Origin of the sequence: Paracoccus hibiscisoli (assembly GCF_005048265.1) — a bacterium.
Taxonomy (GTDB): domain Bacteria; phylum Pseudomonadota; class Alphaproteobacteria; order Rhodobacterales; family Rhodobacteraceae; genus Paracoccus; species Paracoccus hibiscisoli.
The window spans coordinates 59,941-76,779 of the sequence record NZ_SUNH01000012.1 but is presented as its reverse complement, the minus strand read 5'-3'; the positions used below and the strand labels follow the sequence as shown (position 1 = coordinate 76,779).

General features: G+C 69.9%; 18 protein-coding genes. 9 read left to right on the top strand and 9 right to left on the bottom strand.

The window, feature by feature from the left end:
* The first annotated feature begins 3 nt into the window (after nucleotides 1-3).
* A complete protein-coding gene (locus FA740_RS09685; RefSeq protein ID WP_136856570.1) occupies nucleotides 4-1,698 on the top strand; it encodes an alpha/beta hydrolase in 1,695 nt (564 codons plus the stop codon).
* Here FA740_RS09685 and FA740_RS09680 read toward each other — a convergent pair.
* Entirely contained in the window at nucleotides 1,695-2,723 is a 1,029-nt protein-coding gene (locus tag FA740_RS09680) for an L-idonate 5-dehydrogenase (protein WP_136856569.1), read from the bottom strand. The two genes, FA740_RS09685 and FA740_RS09680, sit on opposite strands and share 4 nt — an antisense overlap.
* The gene (locus tag FA740_RS09675) at nucleotides 2,723-3,673 is read right to left on the bottom strand and encodes a 2-hydroxyacid dehydrogenase (protein WP_136856568.1); all 951 of its coding nucleotides are present in this window, start codon (nucleotides 3,671-3,673) and stop codon (nucleotides 2,723-2,725) included. Before FA740_RS09675 ends, FA740_RS09680 begins: the two co-directional genes overlap by 1 nt.
* A gap of 93 nt (nucleotides 3,674-3,766) precedes the next feature.
* Here FA740_RS09675 and FA740_RS09670 point away from each other — a divergent pair, with 93 nt between their 5' ends.
* From FA740_RS09670 to FA740_RS09655, 4 genes are read left to right on the top strand one after another with little or no spacing between them, the layout of a single operon-like run.
* Complete coding sequence (locus tag FA740_RS09670) at nucleotides 3,767-4,522, top strand: SDR family oxidoreductase (RefSeq protein WP_136856567.1); 756 nt, start codon at nucleotides 3,767-3,769, stop codon at nucleotides 4,520-4,522.
* Between the two features lie 18 nt (nucleotides 4,523-4,540).
* Nucleotides 4,541-5,431, top strand: coding sequence for an NAD(P)-dependent oxidoreductase (locus tag FA740_RS09665; protein WP_136856566.1), 891 nt, complete (start codon nucleotides 4,541-4,543; stop codon nucleotides 5,429-5,431).
* Nucleotides 5,428-5,769 (top strand): hypothetical protein, encoded by a 342-nt coding sequence (locus tag FA740_RS09660; RefSeq protein ID WP_136856565.1) that lies wholly within the window; start codon nucleotides 5,428-5,430, stop codon nucleotides 5,767-5,769. Before FA740_RS09665 ends, FA740_RS09660 begins: the two co-directional genes overlap by 4 nt.
* Nucleotides 5,770-5,821: 52 nt before the next feature.
* Nucleotides 5,822-6,835 (top strand): LacI family DNA-binding transcriptional regulator, encoded by a 1,014-nt coding sequence (locus tag FA740_RS09655; protein WP_246053567.1) that lies wholly within the window; start codon nucleotides 5,822-5,824, stop codon nucleotides 6,833-6,835.
* Nucleotides 6,836-7,017: 182 nt separating this feature from the next.
* Here FA740_RS09655 and FA740_RS09650 read toward each other — a convergent pair whose 3' ends face one another.
* From FA740_RS09650 to FA740_RS09640, 3 genes are read right to left on the bottom strand one after another with little or no spacing between them, the layout of a single operon-like run.
* Nucleotides 7,018-7,989, bottom strand: coding sequence for a DctP family TRAP transporter solute-binding subunit (locus tag FA740_RS09650; RefSeq protein ID WP_136856564.1), 972 nt, complete (start codon nucleotides 7,987-7,989; stop codon nucleotides 7,018-7,020).
* Nucleotides 7,990-8,012: 23 nt separating this feature from the next.
* A complete protein-coding gene (locus FA740_RS09645; protein WP_136856563.1) occupies nucleotides 8,013-9,293 on the bottom strand; it encodes a TRAP transporter large permease subunit in 1,281 nt (426 codons plus the stop codon).
* Nucleotide 9,294: 1 nt separating this feature from the next.
* Nucleotides 9,295-9,780 (bottom strand): TRAP transporter small permease, encoded by a 486-nt coding sequence (locus FA740_RS09640; protein ID WP_136856562.1) that lies wholly within the window; start codon nucleotides 9,778-9,780, stop codon nucleotides 9,295-9,297.
* Nucleotides 9,781-9,929: 149 nt separating this feature from the next.
* Between FA740_RS09640 and xylB the strand changes: the two genes are divergently transcribed.
* Complete coding sequence (gene xylB, locus FA740_RS09635) at nucleotides 9,930-11,378, top strand: xylulokinase (RefSeq protein WP_136856561.1); 1,449 nt, start codon at nucleotides 9,930-9,932, stop codon at nucleotides 11,376-11,378.
* A 3-nt stretch (nucleotides 11,379-11,381) separates the two neighbouring features.
* Here the strand turns inward: xylB and FA740_RS09630 are convergent, their stop codons facing one another.
* Nucleotides 11,382-11,999 carry a helix-turn-helix transcriptional regulator gene (locus FA740_RS09630; protein WP_169306271.1) on the bottom strand — a complete coding sequence of 206 codons (618 nt, stop codon included), beginning with the start codon at nucleotides 11,997-11,999 and terminating at the stop codon, nucleotides 11,382-11,384.
* 136 nt (nucleotides 12,000-12,135) lie between these two features.
* Between FA740_RS09630 and FA740_RS19700 the strand changes: the two genes are divergently transcribed.
* Together FA740_RS19700 and FA740_RS09625 are read left to right on the top strand one after the other, a co-directional pair.
* The gene (locus FA740_RS19700; protein ID WP_169306270.1) at nucleotides 12,136-12,342 is read left to right on the top strand and encodes a hypothetical protein; all 207 of its coding nucleotides are present in this window, start codon (nucleotides 12,136-12,138) and stop codon (nucleotides 12,340-12,342) included.
* Between the two features lie 11 nt (nucleotides 12,343-12,353).
* Nucleotides 12,354-12,962 (top strand): acyl-homoserine-lactone synthase, encoded by a 609-nt coding sequence (locus FA740_RS09625; RefSeq protein WP_136856559.1) that lies wholly within the window; start codon nucleotides 12,354-12,356, stop codon nucleotides 12,960-12,962.
* On the opposite strand, the gene FA740_RS09620 is transcribed toward FA740_RS09625, so the two are convergent.
* Genes FA740_RS09620 through FA740_RS09610 form a run of 3 tightly spaced genes read right to left on the bottom strand, consistent with a single transcriptional unit; the run spans nucleotide 12,959 to nucleotide 15,981 of the window.
* Nucleotides 12,959-14,464, bottom strand: a complete 1,506-nt coding sequence (locus FA740_RS09620; RefSeq protein ID WP_136856558.1) for a PhnE/PtxC family ABC transporter permease — start codon at nucleotides 14,462-14,464, stop codon at nucleotides 12,959-12,961. The genes FA740_RS09625 and FA740_RS09620 overlap by 4 nt on opposite strands.
* A complete protein-coding gene (locus FA740_RS09615; RefSeq protein ID WP_246053565.1) occupies nucleotides 14,457-15,113 on the bottom strand; it encodes an ATP-binding cassette domain-containing protein in 657 nt (218 codons plus the stop codon). The genes FA740_RS09620 and FA740_RS09615 overlap by 8 nt, the downstream gene beginning before the upstream one ends.
* A 4-nt stretch (nucleotides 15,114-15,117) precedes the next feature.
* Entirely contained in the window at nucleotides 15,118-15,981 is an 864-nt protein-coding gene (locus FA740_RS09610) for a putative selenate ABC transporter substrate-binding protein (protein WP_136856556.1), read from the bottom strand.
* Nucleotides 15,982-16,230: 249 nt separating this feature from the next.
* Here FA740_RS09610 and FA740_RS20560 point away from each other — a divergent pair, with 249 nt between their 5' ends.
* Complete coding sequence (locus FA740_RS20560; protein ID WP_211243678.1) at nucleotides 16,231-16,830, top strand: molybdopterin-dependent oxidoreductase; 600 nt, start codon at nucleotides 16,231-16,233, stop codon at nucleotides 16,828-16,830.
* Nucleotides 16,831-16,839: the final 9 nt, after the last annotated feature.

Here is a 16,839-nt window from a genome sequence, read left to right as displayed (position 1 = left end):
GGCGTGACCCGGTCCTCCACCCCCCGCACGGCCCTGGGGCGCGGCCTGATCGCCTGGCTGGACCGGCGGACCTCGGGGGTGGGGCTGGTGGTCGGCGCGCTGTTCGTGGCCGCCGCCCTGACCCCCAGCCTGATCCCCCGCAGCCCCGAAATCCAGGGCATCCTGGCCGGCACCAGCTTTGCCGCCGGATATGGCGCCACGGTCGCGGCGGGAATGCTGTGGCGCTATCTGCAGCTGCCGGGCCTGCCCGACCGCCAGGCGCGCATCGTGGTGCCGCTGATGGGTCTGGGCGCGCTGGCGATCATCCTGGTGTTCCTGGCGCGCTCGACCCGGTGGCAGAACGACATCCGCGCCGCCATGGCCCTGCCCCCGTCCGAAGGCGCGGCCCCCCTGATCGTGGCGGGCCACGGCATCGTCGTCGCCGCCGCCCTGCTGATCGTGGCCAAGCTGCTGGCGGCGCTGGTCCGGCTGGTCAGCCGCCATATCGCGCGGGTCCTGCCGCCCCGCCCGGCGCGGGTGCTGGGCATCGTCATCACGCTGTTTCTGGCCCAGCAGGTGTTCAGCGGCGTGTTGCTGCGCGGCGTGGTGCGCAGCATCGACACCAGCGCGCAGGCGCTGGATGCGCTGATCCCGGCCGATCTGACGCCCCCCACCGGGGCGTTTCAGCCCGGCGGCCCCGGATCGCTGGTCGCCTGGCAGGATCTGGGCCGCGAGGGCCGGATCTTTGTCGCAAACACCCCCGACCCCGACAGCCTGACGGCGGTGACGGGCCGCCCGGCGCGCCAGCCCCTGCGCGTCTATGTCGGCCTGAACGCCGCCGACACGCTTGAGGCCCGCGCCGATCTGGCCGCGCGCGAGCTGGAGCGGGCGGGCGGCTTTGACCGCGCCACGCTGGTCGTGGCCATGCCCACCGGCACCGGCTGGATGGACCCCGCCGCCATCGAGCCGCTGGAGATGCTGAACCATGGCGACGTGGCGACCGTGGCGCTGCAATATTCCTATCTGCAAAGCTGGATCTCGCTGCTGGTCCAGCCTGATTACGCGACCGATGCCGGGCGCGCGCTGTTCGCCGCCGTCCACCGCCTGTGGCTGGAACGCCCGCCCGAGGCGCGCCCGCGCCTCTATCTCTACGGTCTCAGCCTGGGCGCGCATGCCTCGCAGCAATCGCTGCGCCTGCACGAGATGCTGGACCAGCCCGTGGATGGCGCGCTGTGGGTCGGCCCGCCCTTTGTCAGCCCGCTGTGGCAGACGCTGACCGCGGAACGCGACCCCGGCTCCCCCGCCTGGCTGCCGCAGCTGACCACCGGAGAGGTCGTGCGGTTCACCGACGGGCGCCGCGACGATATCGGCGACGGCCCCTGGGGCCGCGTGCGCATCGTCTATCTGCAATATGGCAGCGACCCGATCGTGTTCTTTCGCCCCGACAGCGGGTTCCGCCCGCCCGGCTGGCTGGCCTATCCCCGCGCCCCCGAGGTGTCTGACGCGCTGCGCTGGTATCCCATCGTGACGCAGCTGCAGCTGGCCTTCGACATGGCCATCGCGCTGGAGGTGCCGATGGGTCACGGCCACCTCTATTCCTACGTCGATCACATCGACCCCTGGCTGGCGGTAACCGACCCGCCAGGCTGGGATGCCGACCGGCTGGCCCGGCTGCGGGCGCATTTCCGCGCCCGCGAACAGGCCCTGGCCGCGCCCTAAAAGGCGATCTGCACCTTCATCGCCCGGCTGCGGTCCGAGGCCAGGGCGAACCCCTCGGCCGCGCGCTCCAGCGGCACGGTATGGCTGATCAGCGGCGTCACGTCGATCAGCCCCTGCCGCATCAGGGCGATGCCGGTCGCGAACTCGTCGTGAAAGCGGAAGCTGCCGCGCAGGTCCAGCTCCTTGGCGGTGATGGCCATCATCGGCAGGCTCATGTCGCCGCCCAGGCCCAGCTGCAGCACGACGCCCCTCGGGCGCATCGCGCCGATGCCTGCGACCAGCGCGGGCTGCGCGCCGGTGCATTCATACAGCATGTCGAAATGCCCCTTGTCCGCGCCATATCCGGCCAGGCCCTCCGGGTCGCGCGCCAGGTTCACGGTCAGGTCCGCCCCCACCTGCCGCGCCAGATCCAGCGTGTAATCCGACAGATCCGCCGCCACGATCTGCGCCGCCCCCGCCCGGCGCGCGGCCAGCACCGACAACAGCCCGATGGGACCGCAGCCCGTGACCAGCACCCGCGCGCCCAGCATCGGCCCCGCCCGCCCCGTCGCATGCAGCGTGACGGCCAGCGGCTCGGCCATGGCGGCCTGTCCCGGGGTCAGCCCGGTCGCGTCCACGCATTGCGCCACATCCGCCACCAGCAGCTGCCGGAACGCGCCCTGCACATGCGGAAACGGCATGGCCGAACCATAGAACCGCATGTTCAGGCAATGATTGGGCAAGCCTTGCCGACAGAACCGGCACCCCCCGCAGGGCCGCGACGGAGAGACCGCGACCAGCTGTCCGGGCGCGAAACCGGTGACGCCCTCGCCCAAAGCCTCGACATGGGCCGAGACCTCATGCCCCAGGATCATCGGCTCCTTGAGGCGGATCGCGCCGAAACCGCCGTGATTGACGTAATGCAGATCCGACCCGCAGATCCCCCCGGCGGCCAGGCGCAGCAGCAGCTGGCCGGGGCCGGGCGCGGGGTCGGGACGCTCCTCCAGGCGCAGATCGCCGGCGGCATGGATGACCAGCGCGCGCATCACGCCACCTCGCTGAGCAGCGGGCGGCCCGCGAAATGCGCGGCCAGATTGTCGCGCAACAGCTGACCCATGGCGCGGCGCGTCTCGATGGTGCCGCTGGCGTGATGGGGTTGCAGGACCACGTTGCGCAGCGCCAGAAAGCGCGGGTTCAGCGCCGGTTCCCCCTCGAACACGTCCAGCGCGGCCCCCGCGATGCGCCCCCCCTCCAGCGCGTCCAGCAGCGCCTCCTCGTCCAGGTTCGCCGCGCGCGAGATGTTGACCAGCATGCCATCGGCCCCAAGCGCCTCCAGCACGCGGGCATCGACGATGTGGCGCGTCTCGGGCGTGGCCGACAGCGCCATGACCAGCAAATCCGACTGCTGCGCCAGACTGACCGCATCGGGCAGGAAGGTCCAGCCTTGGGGTGCGTCCGCCTTGGGCGCGCGGCCCGAATACGCGATGGGCATGCCGAATGCCGCCAGCCTCTGCCCCACCGCCATGCCGATCCGGCCCAGCCCCAGGATGCCCGCACGCCGCCCCGACAGCCGCCGCTGCAGCGGATAGCCGCCCTTGGCCGCCCAGGACCCGTCGCGGACCCAGGCCTCGGCCCCGATCATGCCCCGCGACAGGGCCAGCGCCATGCCGACGCCCAGATCGGCCACATCCTCGGTCAGCACGTCGGGCGTGTTGGTCACCCGGATGCCCCGCGCCCGCGCCGCCGCCAGATCGACCGCGTCGGTGCCCACGCCATAGACGCTGATCACCTCCAGCTGCGGGCAGGCGGCGATCAGGGCGGCATCCGCGCCCAGCTCTCCGCGCGTGGCGATGCCGCGCACCTGCGCGCCGTGCTGGGCCAGAAAGGCCGCGCGGTCCGTGGCCTCGAACAGGCGGTGCATGGTGAACATCTGCTCCAGCGGCTCCTGATCCCATGCGGGATAGGGGCCCATCTGCAGGATCTGGGGTCGCGACATCGGTCCTCCGGCGGCTTGACAGGCGTTGTTAACGATACCATAGTCACGGGAAACCACCCTGTCCACTGCCAAACACGCCCGAAAGGTTGCCCCATGACCAACCCGCTTTTCGACCTGACCGGCCGCCGCGCCCTGATCACCGGATCGTCCCAGGGCATCGGCCTGGCGCTGGCGCGCGGGCTGGCACAGGCGGGCGCGCAGGTGGTGCTGAACGGGCGCGACGCGGGCCGCCTGGCGGACGCTGTGGCGCAGATCCCCGGGGCGGTCGCCCTGCCCTTCGACGTGACCGACCACGCCGCCGCCCGCGCCGCCGTGGACGGGTTCGAGGCCGATCACGGCCCCCTGCACATCCTGGTCAACAACGCGGGCATGCAGTTCCGCGCGCCGCTGGAGGAGTTTCCCGCCGACGCCTTCCAGCAGCTGCTGCAGACCAATGTGGCGTCCGTCTTCAACGTCGGACAGGCGGTCGCGCGGCACATGATCGCGCGCGGTGCGGGGCGCATCATCAACATCGCCAGCGTCCAGACCGCGCTGGCCCGCCCCTCCATCGCGCCCTATACCGCGACCAAGGGCGCGGTCGGCAATCTGACCAAGGGCATGGCGACCGATTGGGCGCGCCACGGGCTGCAATGCAACGCCATCGCGCCGGGCTATTTCGACACGCCGCTGAATGCCGCCCTGGTCGCCGACCCCGATTTCACCACCTGGCTGGAGAAACGCACCCCCGCAGGCCGGTGGGGCCGGGTCGAGGAGCTGGTCGGCGCCTGCGTCTTTCTGGCGTCCGACGCGGCCAGCTTCGTGAACGGCCATGTGCTCTACGTCGATGGCGGCATCACCGCATCCCTCTGACCTGACAGGACCGGACCCATGACCCAGACCACAGCTCTGATCGGTGCAGGCGCGATGGGCGGCGCCATCGGCGCGCGCCTGGCCGCGACCGGCACGGTGCTGACCGTCTTTGACCTGGACCCCGCGCGACTGGCGCCCCTGACCGCGCTTGGCGCGCAGGCCGCCACCAGCGCCGCAGAGGCCGCACGCGGTGCGCAGGCGGTGATCCTGTCGCTGAACGCCCCCCATATCGTCGACGCCGCCGTCTTTGGCCCCGACGGCGTGGCGGCGGGCGCGGCCCCCGGCACGCTGATCATCGACATGTCCTCGATCGACCCGGCGGCCACGCGCGATCTGGCGGCGCGGGCGGCGCTGCGCGGCCTGCACTGGGTCGACAGCCCGCTGTCGGGCGGCGCGCCCAAGGCCGCCACGGGCAATCTGACGCTGATGCAGGGGGGTGAGGCCGATCACGTCGCCCGCGCCCAAGCCGTTCTGGCGCAGGTCGCCTCGAACCAGACGCATATGGGGCCGGTGGGCGCGGGTCAGACGACCAAGCTGATCAACCAGATCCTCTGCGGGCTGAACTTCCTCGCCGTGGCCGAGGCCACCGCCCTGGCCGAGGCCGCGGGCGTCGCCGCCGACCGCATCCCCGCGGCCCTGGCGGGTGGCCGGGCCGACAGCGCCATCCTGCAGGAATACATGCCCCGCTTTGCCGCCCGCGACTATCGCCCGACGGGGCGCATCGACAACATGGTCAAGGACCTGAACGGCGCGCAGGACCTGGCCCGCGCGACCCACACCCCCATGCCGCTGACCGCCCTTTGCGCCGAGATCCACCGCCTGCTGACCGCCCAGGGCTTGGGCGATCAGGATCAGGCCGCGCTGATGGAATTCTTTCCCAACCCCCTGGCCAAGGAGCCCACCCGATGATCACCCGCTTCGCCCTGTTCCAGGGCCGCATCCGCGACGGCCAGGACGCGGCCTTCCGCGCGGCCATCCTGTCCGAGGTGCTGCCCGAATGGCAGGCGTTCCCCGGCGCCCTGTCCGTGCGCGTGAACTTTGCCGAGTTTCGCGACGATGGCGCGCCCTCGATCCCGATGATCCTGGCGATCAGCTATCCCGATCTGGACACGGTCCATGCCGCCCTGGCCAGCCCCGCCCGGACCCGCGCCAAGGCCGCGACCGAGGCGGTCCTGGCCCGGTTCTTCGACGGCCAGATCCACCATCACGTCACCACCGCCCATGATCACGACCTGACCCCGGCTTGAAAACCGCCGCCCGATCCGGGACAGTGACCGCAGCCCCCGCACAGGCCCACCCATGACCCGCCGCGCCCCCACCATGATCGACATCGCGCGCCTGGCGGGTGTGTCGCCCATGACCGTCAGCCGCGCCTTCAAGGATGACGGCCGCGTCAGCGACACCGCCCGCGCGGCCGTGATGCAGGCTGCCGACCAGTTGGGCTATGTCTTTGACAGCACTGCCAGCGCGCTGCGCTCGCAGCGCAGCGATTTCGTCGCGGTGACGATCCCGTCCATCAACAACGCCAACTTTGCCGATACGGTGCGGGGGCTGTCGGACGGGCTGCGGGCGCGGGGGTTGCAGATCCTGCTGGGCTATACCGATTACGACGTCCAGGCCGAAGAGACCCTGATCGCCCAGCTGCTGCGCCGCCGCCCCGAGGCGATGGTCGTCACCGGCGGCACCCATACCGACCGCGCCCGCGCCCTGCTGGACAAGGCCGCCATCCCCGTGGTCGAGATCTGGGACCTGCCCGCCCGCCCCATCGGCCATGTGGTGGGCTTTTCCAACGCCGCCGCGATGGGCATGCTGGTCGATCACCTGGTGGGCCAGGGCCGCCGCCGCATCGCCTTCATCGGCGGGGACGCCGCCCGCGACACCCGCGGCACCGACCGCAGGCGCGGCTTTGTGGCCGCGATGCGGCGCCACGGGCTGGACGCGACGCGGCTGATCGATGCCGGCGCGCCGCCCATCTCGATGGCCGAGGGGGCCGCGGCCATGGCCGAGCTGCTGGCGCGGCTGCCCGATACCGATGCGGTGGTCTGCGTGTCCGACCTGTCGGCCTTTGGCGCGCTGTCGGAATGCCAGCGGCGCGGCGTGGCGGTGCCCGACCGCGTGGCCATCGCAGGCTTCGGCGATTACGAGATCGCGGCCATCTGCGTCCCGCCCCTGACCACCGTGAACCCCTTTCCCGGCCGGATTGGCGCCCAGGCCGCCGCGCTGATCCTGCAGGCGCTGGACGGCACCCTGCCCGACCCCGCCCTGATCGGCATCACGCCCCAGCTGATGACCCGCGCCAGCACCGGGTCCTGACGATTCCCTAACGCAACGCGCGCAAGCGGTGTACACCCTGTGCCTGTCCGGTGCAGCCCCGGTGCACGCCCCGTGCGGCCAAAAACCCAGCACATGCTGGCCCTGCGACACCCACCCGTTACGCAACGCATCACAGCAACGCCCGCAACGCAACAGGGGGACGGTCGCCCGCCCCCTCCCGATCAGCGGCTGGTGATGGCCGTCACGATGGCATCGCCGTTTTGGGCCACAAAGCCGTCCCAGACCGGGCGCACCGCCTCCTGAAAGGCCGCCGCATCGACATCGCGGTTGATCTGCATGCCCTTGCCCTCCAGATCGGCCAGCATCTCCTCCTCGCGGTCCTGCGCCAGGCCGCGCTGCATGGCCACGGCCTCGGTCGCGACCTCCTGCACCAGGGCCTGATGTTCCTCGGACAAGCCGTTGAACTTGTTCAGGTTCATGGCCAGGGCCAGGGCTGAATAGGCATGCTGGGTCAGCGACAGATAGTCCTGCACCTCGTCGAACTTGAAGCTTTGGACGATGCCCACGGGGTGGTCCTGCGCATCGACCACACCGGTTTCCAGCGCGGTGTACAGCTCGGCCACGGGGATCTGCTGGGGCGTCGCGCCAAGCGCCTGGAACATGTCCGACAGCGCCTTGGAGTTGTTGACCCGCATCTGCAGCCCGGCCACGTCCCCGGGCTGGGTGATCGGCCCGCGATTGTTGGTCATGTTGCGATAGCCGTTTTCCGGATATCCCAGCATCTTCAGGCCATGGCCCTGAAATTGCTCGCTGATCCCCTGGCCCACCTCGCCGTCCAGCACGGCATAGGCATCCGCCCGCGTCGGAAAAATGAAGGGCAGCTCGAAGGCGCCCGCCTCGGGGACGAGGCCGGTCATGTTGTTCAGGCCGGTCATCACCACGTCGATGATCCCCGATCGCGTGCCATCCACCATGGCCGCGTCATTGCCCAGCTGGCCCTGGGGAAAGATGGTGACGGTGATCTCTCCGCCGCTGCGCTCCTCCAGCTGTTCCTTCAGGAACAGGGCAAGATTCTGCTGCAGGTCGGTCTCGGGCGCGGCATGGGCCAGGCGCAGGGCGGTCTGGGCCTGGGCGGCCAGGCCGGCCACCGACAGGATGGCGGCCAGGCAGGTGGTGCGGAACAGCGTCGTCATGGTTGGGTCCTCCCTCAAGGATGTCAGCCGCCCAGGATGCGGGCGGGCACGGTGATCAGTTGCGGAAACAGGATGAACAGGCCCAGAAGGACCACATAGCCCAGGATGAACGGCCCGACGCCGCGCACGGCCTGGCTCATCGGCACGCGGCCGACGCCGCAGACGACGTTCAGCACCGTGCCCACCGGCGGCGTGATCAGCCCGATGGAACAGTTCAGGATGAACATCAGCCCGAAATAGACCTCGTCGATGCCCGCCATGCGCACCACCGGCATCAGCAGCGGCACCAGGATCAGCACCGTAGGCGACAGGTCCATGACCATGCCCACGGCCAGCACCAGCAGCATGATGACCAGCATCAACAGGCGCGGGCTGTCGATCAGCGGTTGCAGCAGGGCGGCCAGCTGTTGCGGCAGCTGCGCGACCGTGATCAGCCAGGCCGCGACCATCGCGCAGCCGACCAGGAACATCACCATGGCCGTGGACCGCCCCGCCTGGATCAGCACGTCGACAAAGCCCCGGAAGGACAGTTCGCGATAGATCACGGTCGAGATGACGATGGCATAGACGGCGGCCACCACCGCGGCCTCGGTCGGGGTGAAGGCGCCCGAACGGATGCCGCCGATGATGATGACCGGCAAGAGCAGCGCCCAGATGCCCTCGCGCAGCGCCTTCCAGCGTTCGGCGCGGGTGGCGCGGGGCAGGACCTCGATCTCCTCTCCGCGCATGATCAGGGTCCAGATGGTGATCAGCATCAGCGCCATCATCAGGCCCGGTGCGATGCCCGCCATGAACAGTTTCGCGATCGAGATGTTGCCCGCCACGCCCACCAGGATCAGCGGCAGCGACGGCGGAATGATCGGCGCGATGATGCCGCCCGATGCCAGCAGGCCCAGGCTGCGCCCCTCGGGGTAGCCCGCCTTGCGCATCATCGGATAGAGGATCGAGACCAGCGCCGCCGCATCCGCCACCGCCGATCCCGACAGCCCGGCCAGCACGATGGCGGTCAGGATGGCGACGTATCCCAGGCCCCCGCGCCGATGCCCGACCAGCGCCATGGCCAGCGCCACGATGCGCGTGGACAGCCCGCCGCGCGACATGACCTCTCCGGCGACCAGGAAGAACGGCACCGCCAGCAGCGGAAAGCTGTCCACGCCGTTGATCAGCGACTGCGCCAGGATGTCGGCGCTGAACAGGTTCATGTGCACCATCAGCGCCATCGACGACAGCAGCAGCGCGAAGGCCACCGGCAATCCGGCCAGGATGCCCAGGAACAGCACGCCGAGGAACAGGGCCAGGGTCATCTCAATGCTCCTGCCGGGTGGCCAAGGGCGGGCGGTCGGGGCCGAAGATGCGCACCAGCGCCACCGCCGCCATCAGCACCGCCGACACCACCCCCGCCAGATACAGAAGCCCCGAAGGCAGCCCCGTCAGCTGAGAGATGTTGTTCCAGTTGGCCAGCGTCTGCCGCCAGGCGCCCAGGAACAGCATCAGCACCGCGACCAGCACCACCACCCAGCAGATGCGCCGCAGGATCGGCACGAAGCGCGGCATCAGCGCCTCGGAAAATTCCGACAGCTGCAGATGCTCTCCCCGGCGCAGGGCCACGGCGGCGCCCAGCATGACCACCCAGACAAACCACAGGCGCGACAGCTCGATCGTGACGCGCAACCCGCTGGAGAAGCCGTAACGCAGGACGACATTGGTAAAGACCAGCACGATCATGCCCGCCAGCAACACCGCCATGATGATGTCTATCATGCGCCACAGCGCCTCGATCGCGGCTCTCATGCGGTCGTCCCCCCTCTGGTCCTCGGTTGCCATGATATCGTTACCATGCCCTCTGTCAATCACGTCTGTCACCCGACCGGACGGTTCATGACGTCTGGACATCCGCGCAGGGGTGATCATGGTCGGCCCAACAAGAGGGAGAGAGTGCGATGAGCTATCTTGGCATCGATCTGGGCACATCGGGGCTGCGGGCCCTGCTGGTGGATGACGCGGGCCGGCCCCTGGGCGCGACCGAACGCCATTACGGCGTGGCCCACCCCCATGCCGGCTGGTCCGAACAGGACCCCGCCGACTGGATCACCGCCTTTCAGGGCGCGGTGGCCGACCTGCGCGCGGCGCATCCAGAATTCGCGGATCTGCGCGGCATCGGCGTGGCGGGGCATATGCACGGCGCCTGCGCGCTGGACGGGGCCGACCGCGTGCTGCGCCCGGCGATCCTGTGGAACGACACGCGCAGCCATGCCGAGGCCGCGGTCCTGGACGCCGATCCGCGGTTCCGGGCGCTGACCGGCAACATCGTCTTTCCGGGCTTTACCGCGCCCAAGCTGGCCTGGATGGCCGCGCATGAGCCGGACCTGTTCGCGCAGGCCGCCCGCGTGCTGCTCCCCGCGGCCTATCTGAACCTGTGGCTGACCGGAGAGGCGGTGGGCGATCTGTCGGACGCCTCGGGCACGGCCTGGCTGGACACGGGCGGACGCGACTGGTCCGACGATCTGCTGGCCGCCACCGGCATGACCCGCGCGCAGATGCCCCGCCTGGTCGAGGGGTCCGGCGCGGCCGGACAGCTGCGCGCCGATCTGGCCGCCGAATGGGGGCTGTCCGCGCCGGTCACCGTGGCCGGGGGGGCGGGCGACAATGCCGCCGCCGCCTGCGGGATCGGCGCGATGGCCGAGGGGGCGGGGTTCGTGTCGCTTGGCACATCGGGCGTCCTGCTGGCGGCGCGCGACGGCTATGCCCCCGCGCCCGACACGGCGCTGCACAGCTTTTGCCACGCGGTGCCGGGGCGCTGGTATCAGATGGGGGTGATGCTGGCCGCGACCGACAGCCTGAACTGGCTCGGCCGCGTCACCGGGGCCAAGCCCGCCGCGCTGACCGCCGATCTGGGGCCGCTGCGCGCGCCCGGCGCGGTGCGCTTCCTGCCCTATCTGTCGGGTGAGCGGACGCCGCATAACGACCCCGCGATTCGCGCCAGCCTGACGGGCATGGCGGCGGCGACCGACCGCGACGACCTGACCCGCGCCGTGCTGGAGGGGGTGGCCTTCGGGCTGGCCGACAGTCTGGCGGCGCTGCAATCGACGGGCGCGCAGCCCACGCAGCTGATGGCGATCGGCGGCGGCGCGCGGTCGGAATACTGGCTGCAGGTGATCGCCACCGCGCTGGACGTCACGCTGACGCTGCCCGAGGATGGCGAATTCGGCGCGGCCCTGGGCGCGGCGCGGCTTGGCATGGTGGCTGCGGGCGCGGGCACGGTGGATCAGGTCATGACGCCGCCGCGCGTCACCCGCCACGTGGCCCCGGACCCGGCGCTGCGCGACGCCTTTGCCCAGGCCCATGCCGATTTCCGCGCGGCCTATCCGGCGATCCGCAGCGTCCAGTAGGCGTCACAGATAGTTGCGCGCCACGGCGATCGCGACAGCCTGGGTGCGGCTTTTCGCACCCAGTTTGCTGCAGGCCTTGATGGCGCGCTGCTTGACGGTCGATTCCGCGATGGACAGCAGGGTCGCCGTGTCGGCCTGCCCCAACCCGTCGCGGAAACAGCGCAGCACGTCCAGCTCGGCCGGGGTCAGGGCCGCGCGGTTCAGCACCAGGTCGGTCCACAGCTGGAACTTGGCCCGGCACAGCGCGATCTCCTCATCGGTGAATTCACGGTCGGGGTGGGACAGGGTCAGGAACGACCGCTTGCCCGCGACCTTGCGCGAGATCGCAACGCCGTGGTTCAGGCGGAACTTGCGCGCGGCCTGCATCACGCCGCGCAGGTCGGGGATGCGCACCTCGGACCAGCGGGCGGCGCCGTCATGCGTCATCGTCCACATCGCGATGGGATCGCCGAAAAAGTAATTCCGATCCTCATAGATGGCGCGCCAGGCGTCGGGATAGGCGTTGAACAGGTGTTCCGGGCCCCGATAGGTCAGGTTGAACCCCATGATCCAGCCGGTCGGCGCCAGGACATGCATCTGCGCGATCTCGTCGTCGAAATTGGGGATCAGGTCGTGCAGCATCGCGGTCTCCGGCAGCAGAACCCCAGAATATGCCTTTTCGGACATACTGAAAAGGCAGCTTTCCCGTTTTTCGCGCGACATCCGGCCGCCCCACCCCCATTCCGTTAACCTATGCCAGCAAACGGAGGACCGGATGGTGAAGAGTATCAGAGAGCCTAAACTGGCCACGGCCGAGTTCAGTCGGGACATGGTCGAGACGATGCTGACCTATTTCGACGTCTATGCCCAGGACGGGGTCCTGAAGGTCGAGGTGACCGATTGGGGCCTGTGGCTGCCCAACACGGTGACGGGTGGGCGGCAATTTCTGGGACTGGCCCGGCTACCCGACACCTATCGCCAATAAAGGAGCATGACATGACGACGACACTGACCGATGTGCGGATCGCCACGATCCGCCTGCCGCAGGACATGGCGCAATTCGATCTGGTGACCAGCTTCTTCAAGCTGCGCAAGCAGATCTTCGTGGACCGGATGGCCTGGCCCCTGCACCACGCCGAGGGCATCGAGTTCGAGCAATACGACACCTTCGACACCGTCTATGTGATCGCCCATCAGGACGGGCGCGCGGTGGGGGGCGCGCGGCTGAAACGCACCGACTGTTCGTTCGGCGGCGGCAAGGTGGTCTATTCCTACATGATCCGCGACGCGCATCTGGGGCTGCTGCCCGGCATGCCCACCAACCTGTGCCATGACGAACCCCCCGTCGATCCACAGTCGTGGGAGCTGACACGCTTTGCCGCCCTGCCCATCCCCGGCCTGGCCGAGGCGATCCTGGAGGCCGCGAACCGCCATCTGCATCAGGTGGGCGCGACCGATTGCCTGTTCCTGGGGCCGCCGGCGTTTTTGCGCATGGCCACGCGGCTTGGCTGGACGCCGCGCCGGATGGGCGATCTGGTTGGCAATGACGACGGCAAGTTCCTGGCCTTTGCCTGCGCCGTGCGTCAGCCCGCGATGGCGGCCTAGCACCCGGTCGCCTGCCCCGGCGCCGTGCCTGCGGGCGCGACCTGCACCCGACCCGCGCCGATCCGGGCGCGGATGGCGCGCGACAGCGCGTCGATGCCGACCGTCACCAGCGCGGTGGCGGCCAGGATGACGATGGCGCGGTCCAAGCGCAGCTCTCCGATAGCGTCGTCCAGATAGAACCCCAGTGTCGCGATGCCCAGGATGCCCATGATCGCGGATTCGCGGATGATGATCTCCCACCGGTACAGACACAGCGCGACGAAGGGGCCGAACAGGCGCGGCACGATCTCCCACCCCCACAGCGTCAGGCCGCGCGGCGCGTCGGCGCGCAGGCGCAGCCCGTCTGCCTGACAGCCCAAGAGATGCGCGATGATCGCCCCGTTATGCAGCCCAAGCGCCAGGATCGCGGGCAGCATGGACGGTCCCCAGACCTGCAGGAACAGATAGGCCAGCATGTATTCCGGGAACGACCGCAGGATGACCAGCAACAGGTGCCCGGCGGCCGCACCGACCCGCCCCGTCACCCGCCGCGCGATCAGCGCCTGGCCCAGGAACGCCACCGCCCCCGCCAGCACCAGCGCCAGCTGCGCCACGATCAGCGTCGCGGCCAGACCGGGCAGGATTGCCGTGGTGGTCAGATCCCACAGCCAAGGCCACAGCGCGGCAGGATCGCCCCGGCGCAGGGGGGCGGGGATGATATCCTGGCTCAGGAACCGCCACAGCGCGCCTTGCCCCATCGGCGGCGATGTCACCTGCGCCAGCATCACGGCGGACGCCACCAGCCACAGCAGCACCGCGCGGGGCCGCATCCACAGCCGCACCGTGGCGATCAGCGCGATATAGATCGCCATGACCGCCCCCGCCGCGCCGTATTCGCCCTGGCGAAAGAAGGTGTCCAGCTGGAACCCCAGGGTCGGCAACCCGATGAAGCCAAGCACCGCCGACGATCGCAGCCCGCATTCCACCCGGTACAGCGCATAGGTCACCATCTGCGGCACCGCCAGCGGCAGCCGCGCCCATAGGAACCGCGTCAGCGGGTCGGCGCGCGGCCCCAGCCAGTCGGCGGGGCGGCGGTCGGCCTCGTCCAGGATCTCGGAGAGGACCTTGGCGAAGATGCCGGAATAGGGCAGCGCGATGGCCAGCACCCCCGACCAGATGCTGATGCCAAAGACCTGCAGCAGCAGCAGCGCCCAGAACAGCTCGTGCACCGACCGCAGCGCGATGGCCAGGCCCCGCACCATGCGCCAGCGATAGAAGGGCGCCATGGCCAGCCCCGCGATGCCGCCCAGGGCGACGCCGGCGACGGCAAAGGCCACGGTCAACGCGACGGCGCGCGCGATCTGTTCGATGGCGCTGAAATCGGGCGACAGGAACCCGCGCCCCATCCGCGCCAGCGTGGCCCAAGGGTCGTGCCCGGCGGTGGCCAGATCGGCCAGCGGCAGGCACAAGACGGCCACGGCCAGAAAACCCGCCACGACCCCAAGGCGCGACAGGCTAGCCATAAAGCGCCTCGATCCGCGCGGCGTCCAGTTCGGCGACCGGCAGGTCGAACAGGAACGCCCCCTGGCGCAGCCCGATGACCCGCGTGGCGAATGCCCGCGCGATGGCCACGTCATGCAGCGCCAGGATCGCGGTGGGGAAGGCGCCCCGGATCAGCGCGGCCAGCGCCTCGGCCTGACGGGGGTCGACGGCGGACAGCGGCTCATCGCCCAGGATCAGGTCGCCGCCGCGATGGATCGCGCGGGCCAAGGCCACGCGCTGCGCCTGACCGCCGGACAGGCCCTCGACCGCGCGATCGGCCTCGGGGGTCAGGCCCACGCGCGCCAGATCGGCCAGCGCCGCCGCCCGGTCGGGGGCCGCGGGCCGGATCAGGGTGCGCAGATTGCGCCAGGCGCCGTGATCGTCCAGCCGCCCCATCAGCACATTGCGCAAGGCCGACAGCTGCGGGACCAGCGCCGTGTCCTGCGGGACCAGCGCCACGCGCAGGCCCCGCGCCAAGGCCGCCCGGTGCAGCGCCGCCAGCAGGGTCGACTTGCCCGACCCGCTGCGCCCCAGCAGGGCCACCCGCTCGCCGGGCGCGACATGCAGGCGCACCCCCGACAGCACGGGCGCGCCGCCATAGCCCAGATCGGCCCCGTCCAGCAGCTGCAACAGGTTACTCCAGCAGATCCAGATCGCGGGCGACCTGCTCGATGGGGGCATAGTCGTCGTTCCGGGCCGCGATGAAGGCGTTGCGCGGGAAGGCCGCCAGCAGGTCCGGGTCGTCCATGCCGATCAGCGCGGCCTGCACGCGGTCGGCAAAGCCCTCGCCCCACCGGGCATCGACATCGCCCCTGATGGTCCAGTTGTAATCGGGATAGGGCGGCGTCTGCCAGATGATCGTGGTCGTCTCGACCTCGGGGGCGTTGTCGGCCACGGCCTGGTCATAGACGGTATAGTTCAGCGCACCAACCTGCCACGCCCCCGACGCCACCAGCCGCAGCGTCTGACTGTGATCGCCCGAAAAACCCACGCGGCTGAAGAAATCCTCGGGTGCCTCTCCGGTCTCCTGGCGGATGCCGTATTCGGGCATCAGCCGCCCCGAGGTCGAGGTCTTGGCCCCGAAGGTGAAGGACAGGCCGCGCGCGGCCTCGGGGAAATCGTCCGACCGCTCCAGCCCGGTATCGGTATGGGCGATGAAATAGCTGACGAAGGTGGTGTCCTCATCGCCCTGCGCGATGGCGCGGGCACCGTCGACCAGCAGCCGGGCCTGAACCCCCGACAGCCCGCCGAACCAGGCCAGCTGGACCTGATCGTTGCGGAACGCGGTGACGGCGGCGGGATAGGATTTCACCGGCACGAACGCGACCGGAACGCCCAGTTCCTCCGACAGATAGTCCGCGACGGCGCTGAACCGTTCGATCAGCCGGGTCTCGTCCTCATCGGGGATGGCCGAGAAATACAGCGTGTCCTGGGCTGCGGCGGACAAAGGCAGGGCGGTGGCCAGCATCGTGGCAAACAGGCGCGACAACAGGGGCATGGGGCAGGCTCCGAGGGTGTGAATGGGGCGCGGTGATCGGCGGGCTCATGGCCGGGTCTCGCGCCGATGTGCCAAGCCCCCGTTTCCGGCGGAACCCACGCGGCCCGAACGCACCCGGCGCATCGGCTTGTCCGGCCCTTCTAGCGCAGGGTTTTGATCGCGCGCAAGGGATCACGTTTTGACTTGGCCGGAGCAAACGCGGACGATTGGTGCTTACCTACCAATTCGACAGGCAAAGGGGAGGGTCCCATGAATATCGACCCTTCGCGCCGCAGCTTTCTGAGGCTGGCGGGAGCGGGGGTTGCGGCAACGTCACTGGGCGCCATGGGATTTGGCGCCGCAGAGGCAGCAGAGGCGGCGCATGTGCGACCCTTCAAGCTGGCCACGACGACGGAAACGCGCAACACCTGTCCCTATTGCTCGGTCGCCTGCGGAATCATCATGTATTCCCGCGGCGACGTGAAGGCCGGCGAGACCGCCGAGCTGATGCATATCGAGGGCGATGCCGACCACCCGACGAACCGCGGAACGCTGTGCCCCAAGGGTGCGGCGCTGAAGGATTTCGTCCACGCGCCCACGCGCCTGACCCATCCCCGCCTGCGCCGCGCCGGTTCGGACCAGTTCGAACAGGTCACCTGGGACGAGGCGCTGGACAAGATCGCCCGCGCCCTCAAGGACGACCGCGACGCGAACTTCATCGCGACCAACGATGACGGCACCCCCGTCAACCGCTGGACGACGACGGGTTTCCTGGCCGCATCGGCCACGACGAACGAGACCGCATGGCTGACCTACAAGACGGTCCGGTCCATGGGGATTGTGGGATTCGATAATCAGGCGCGCGTCTGACACGGCCCG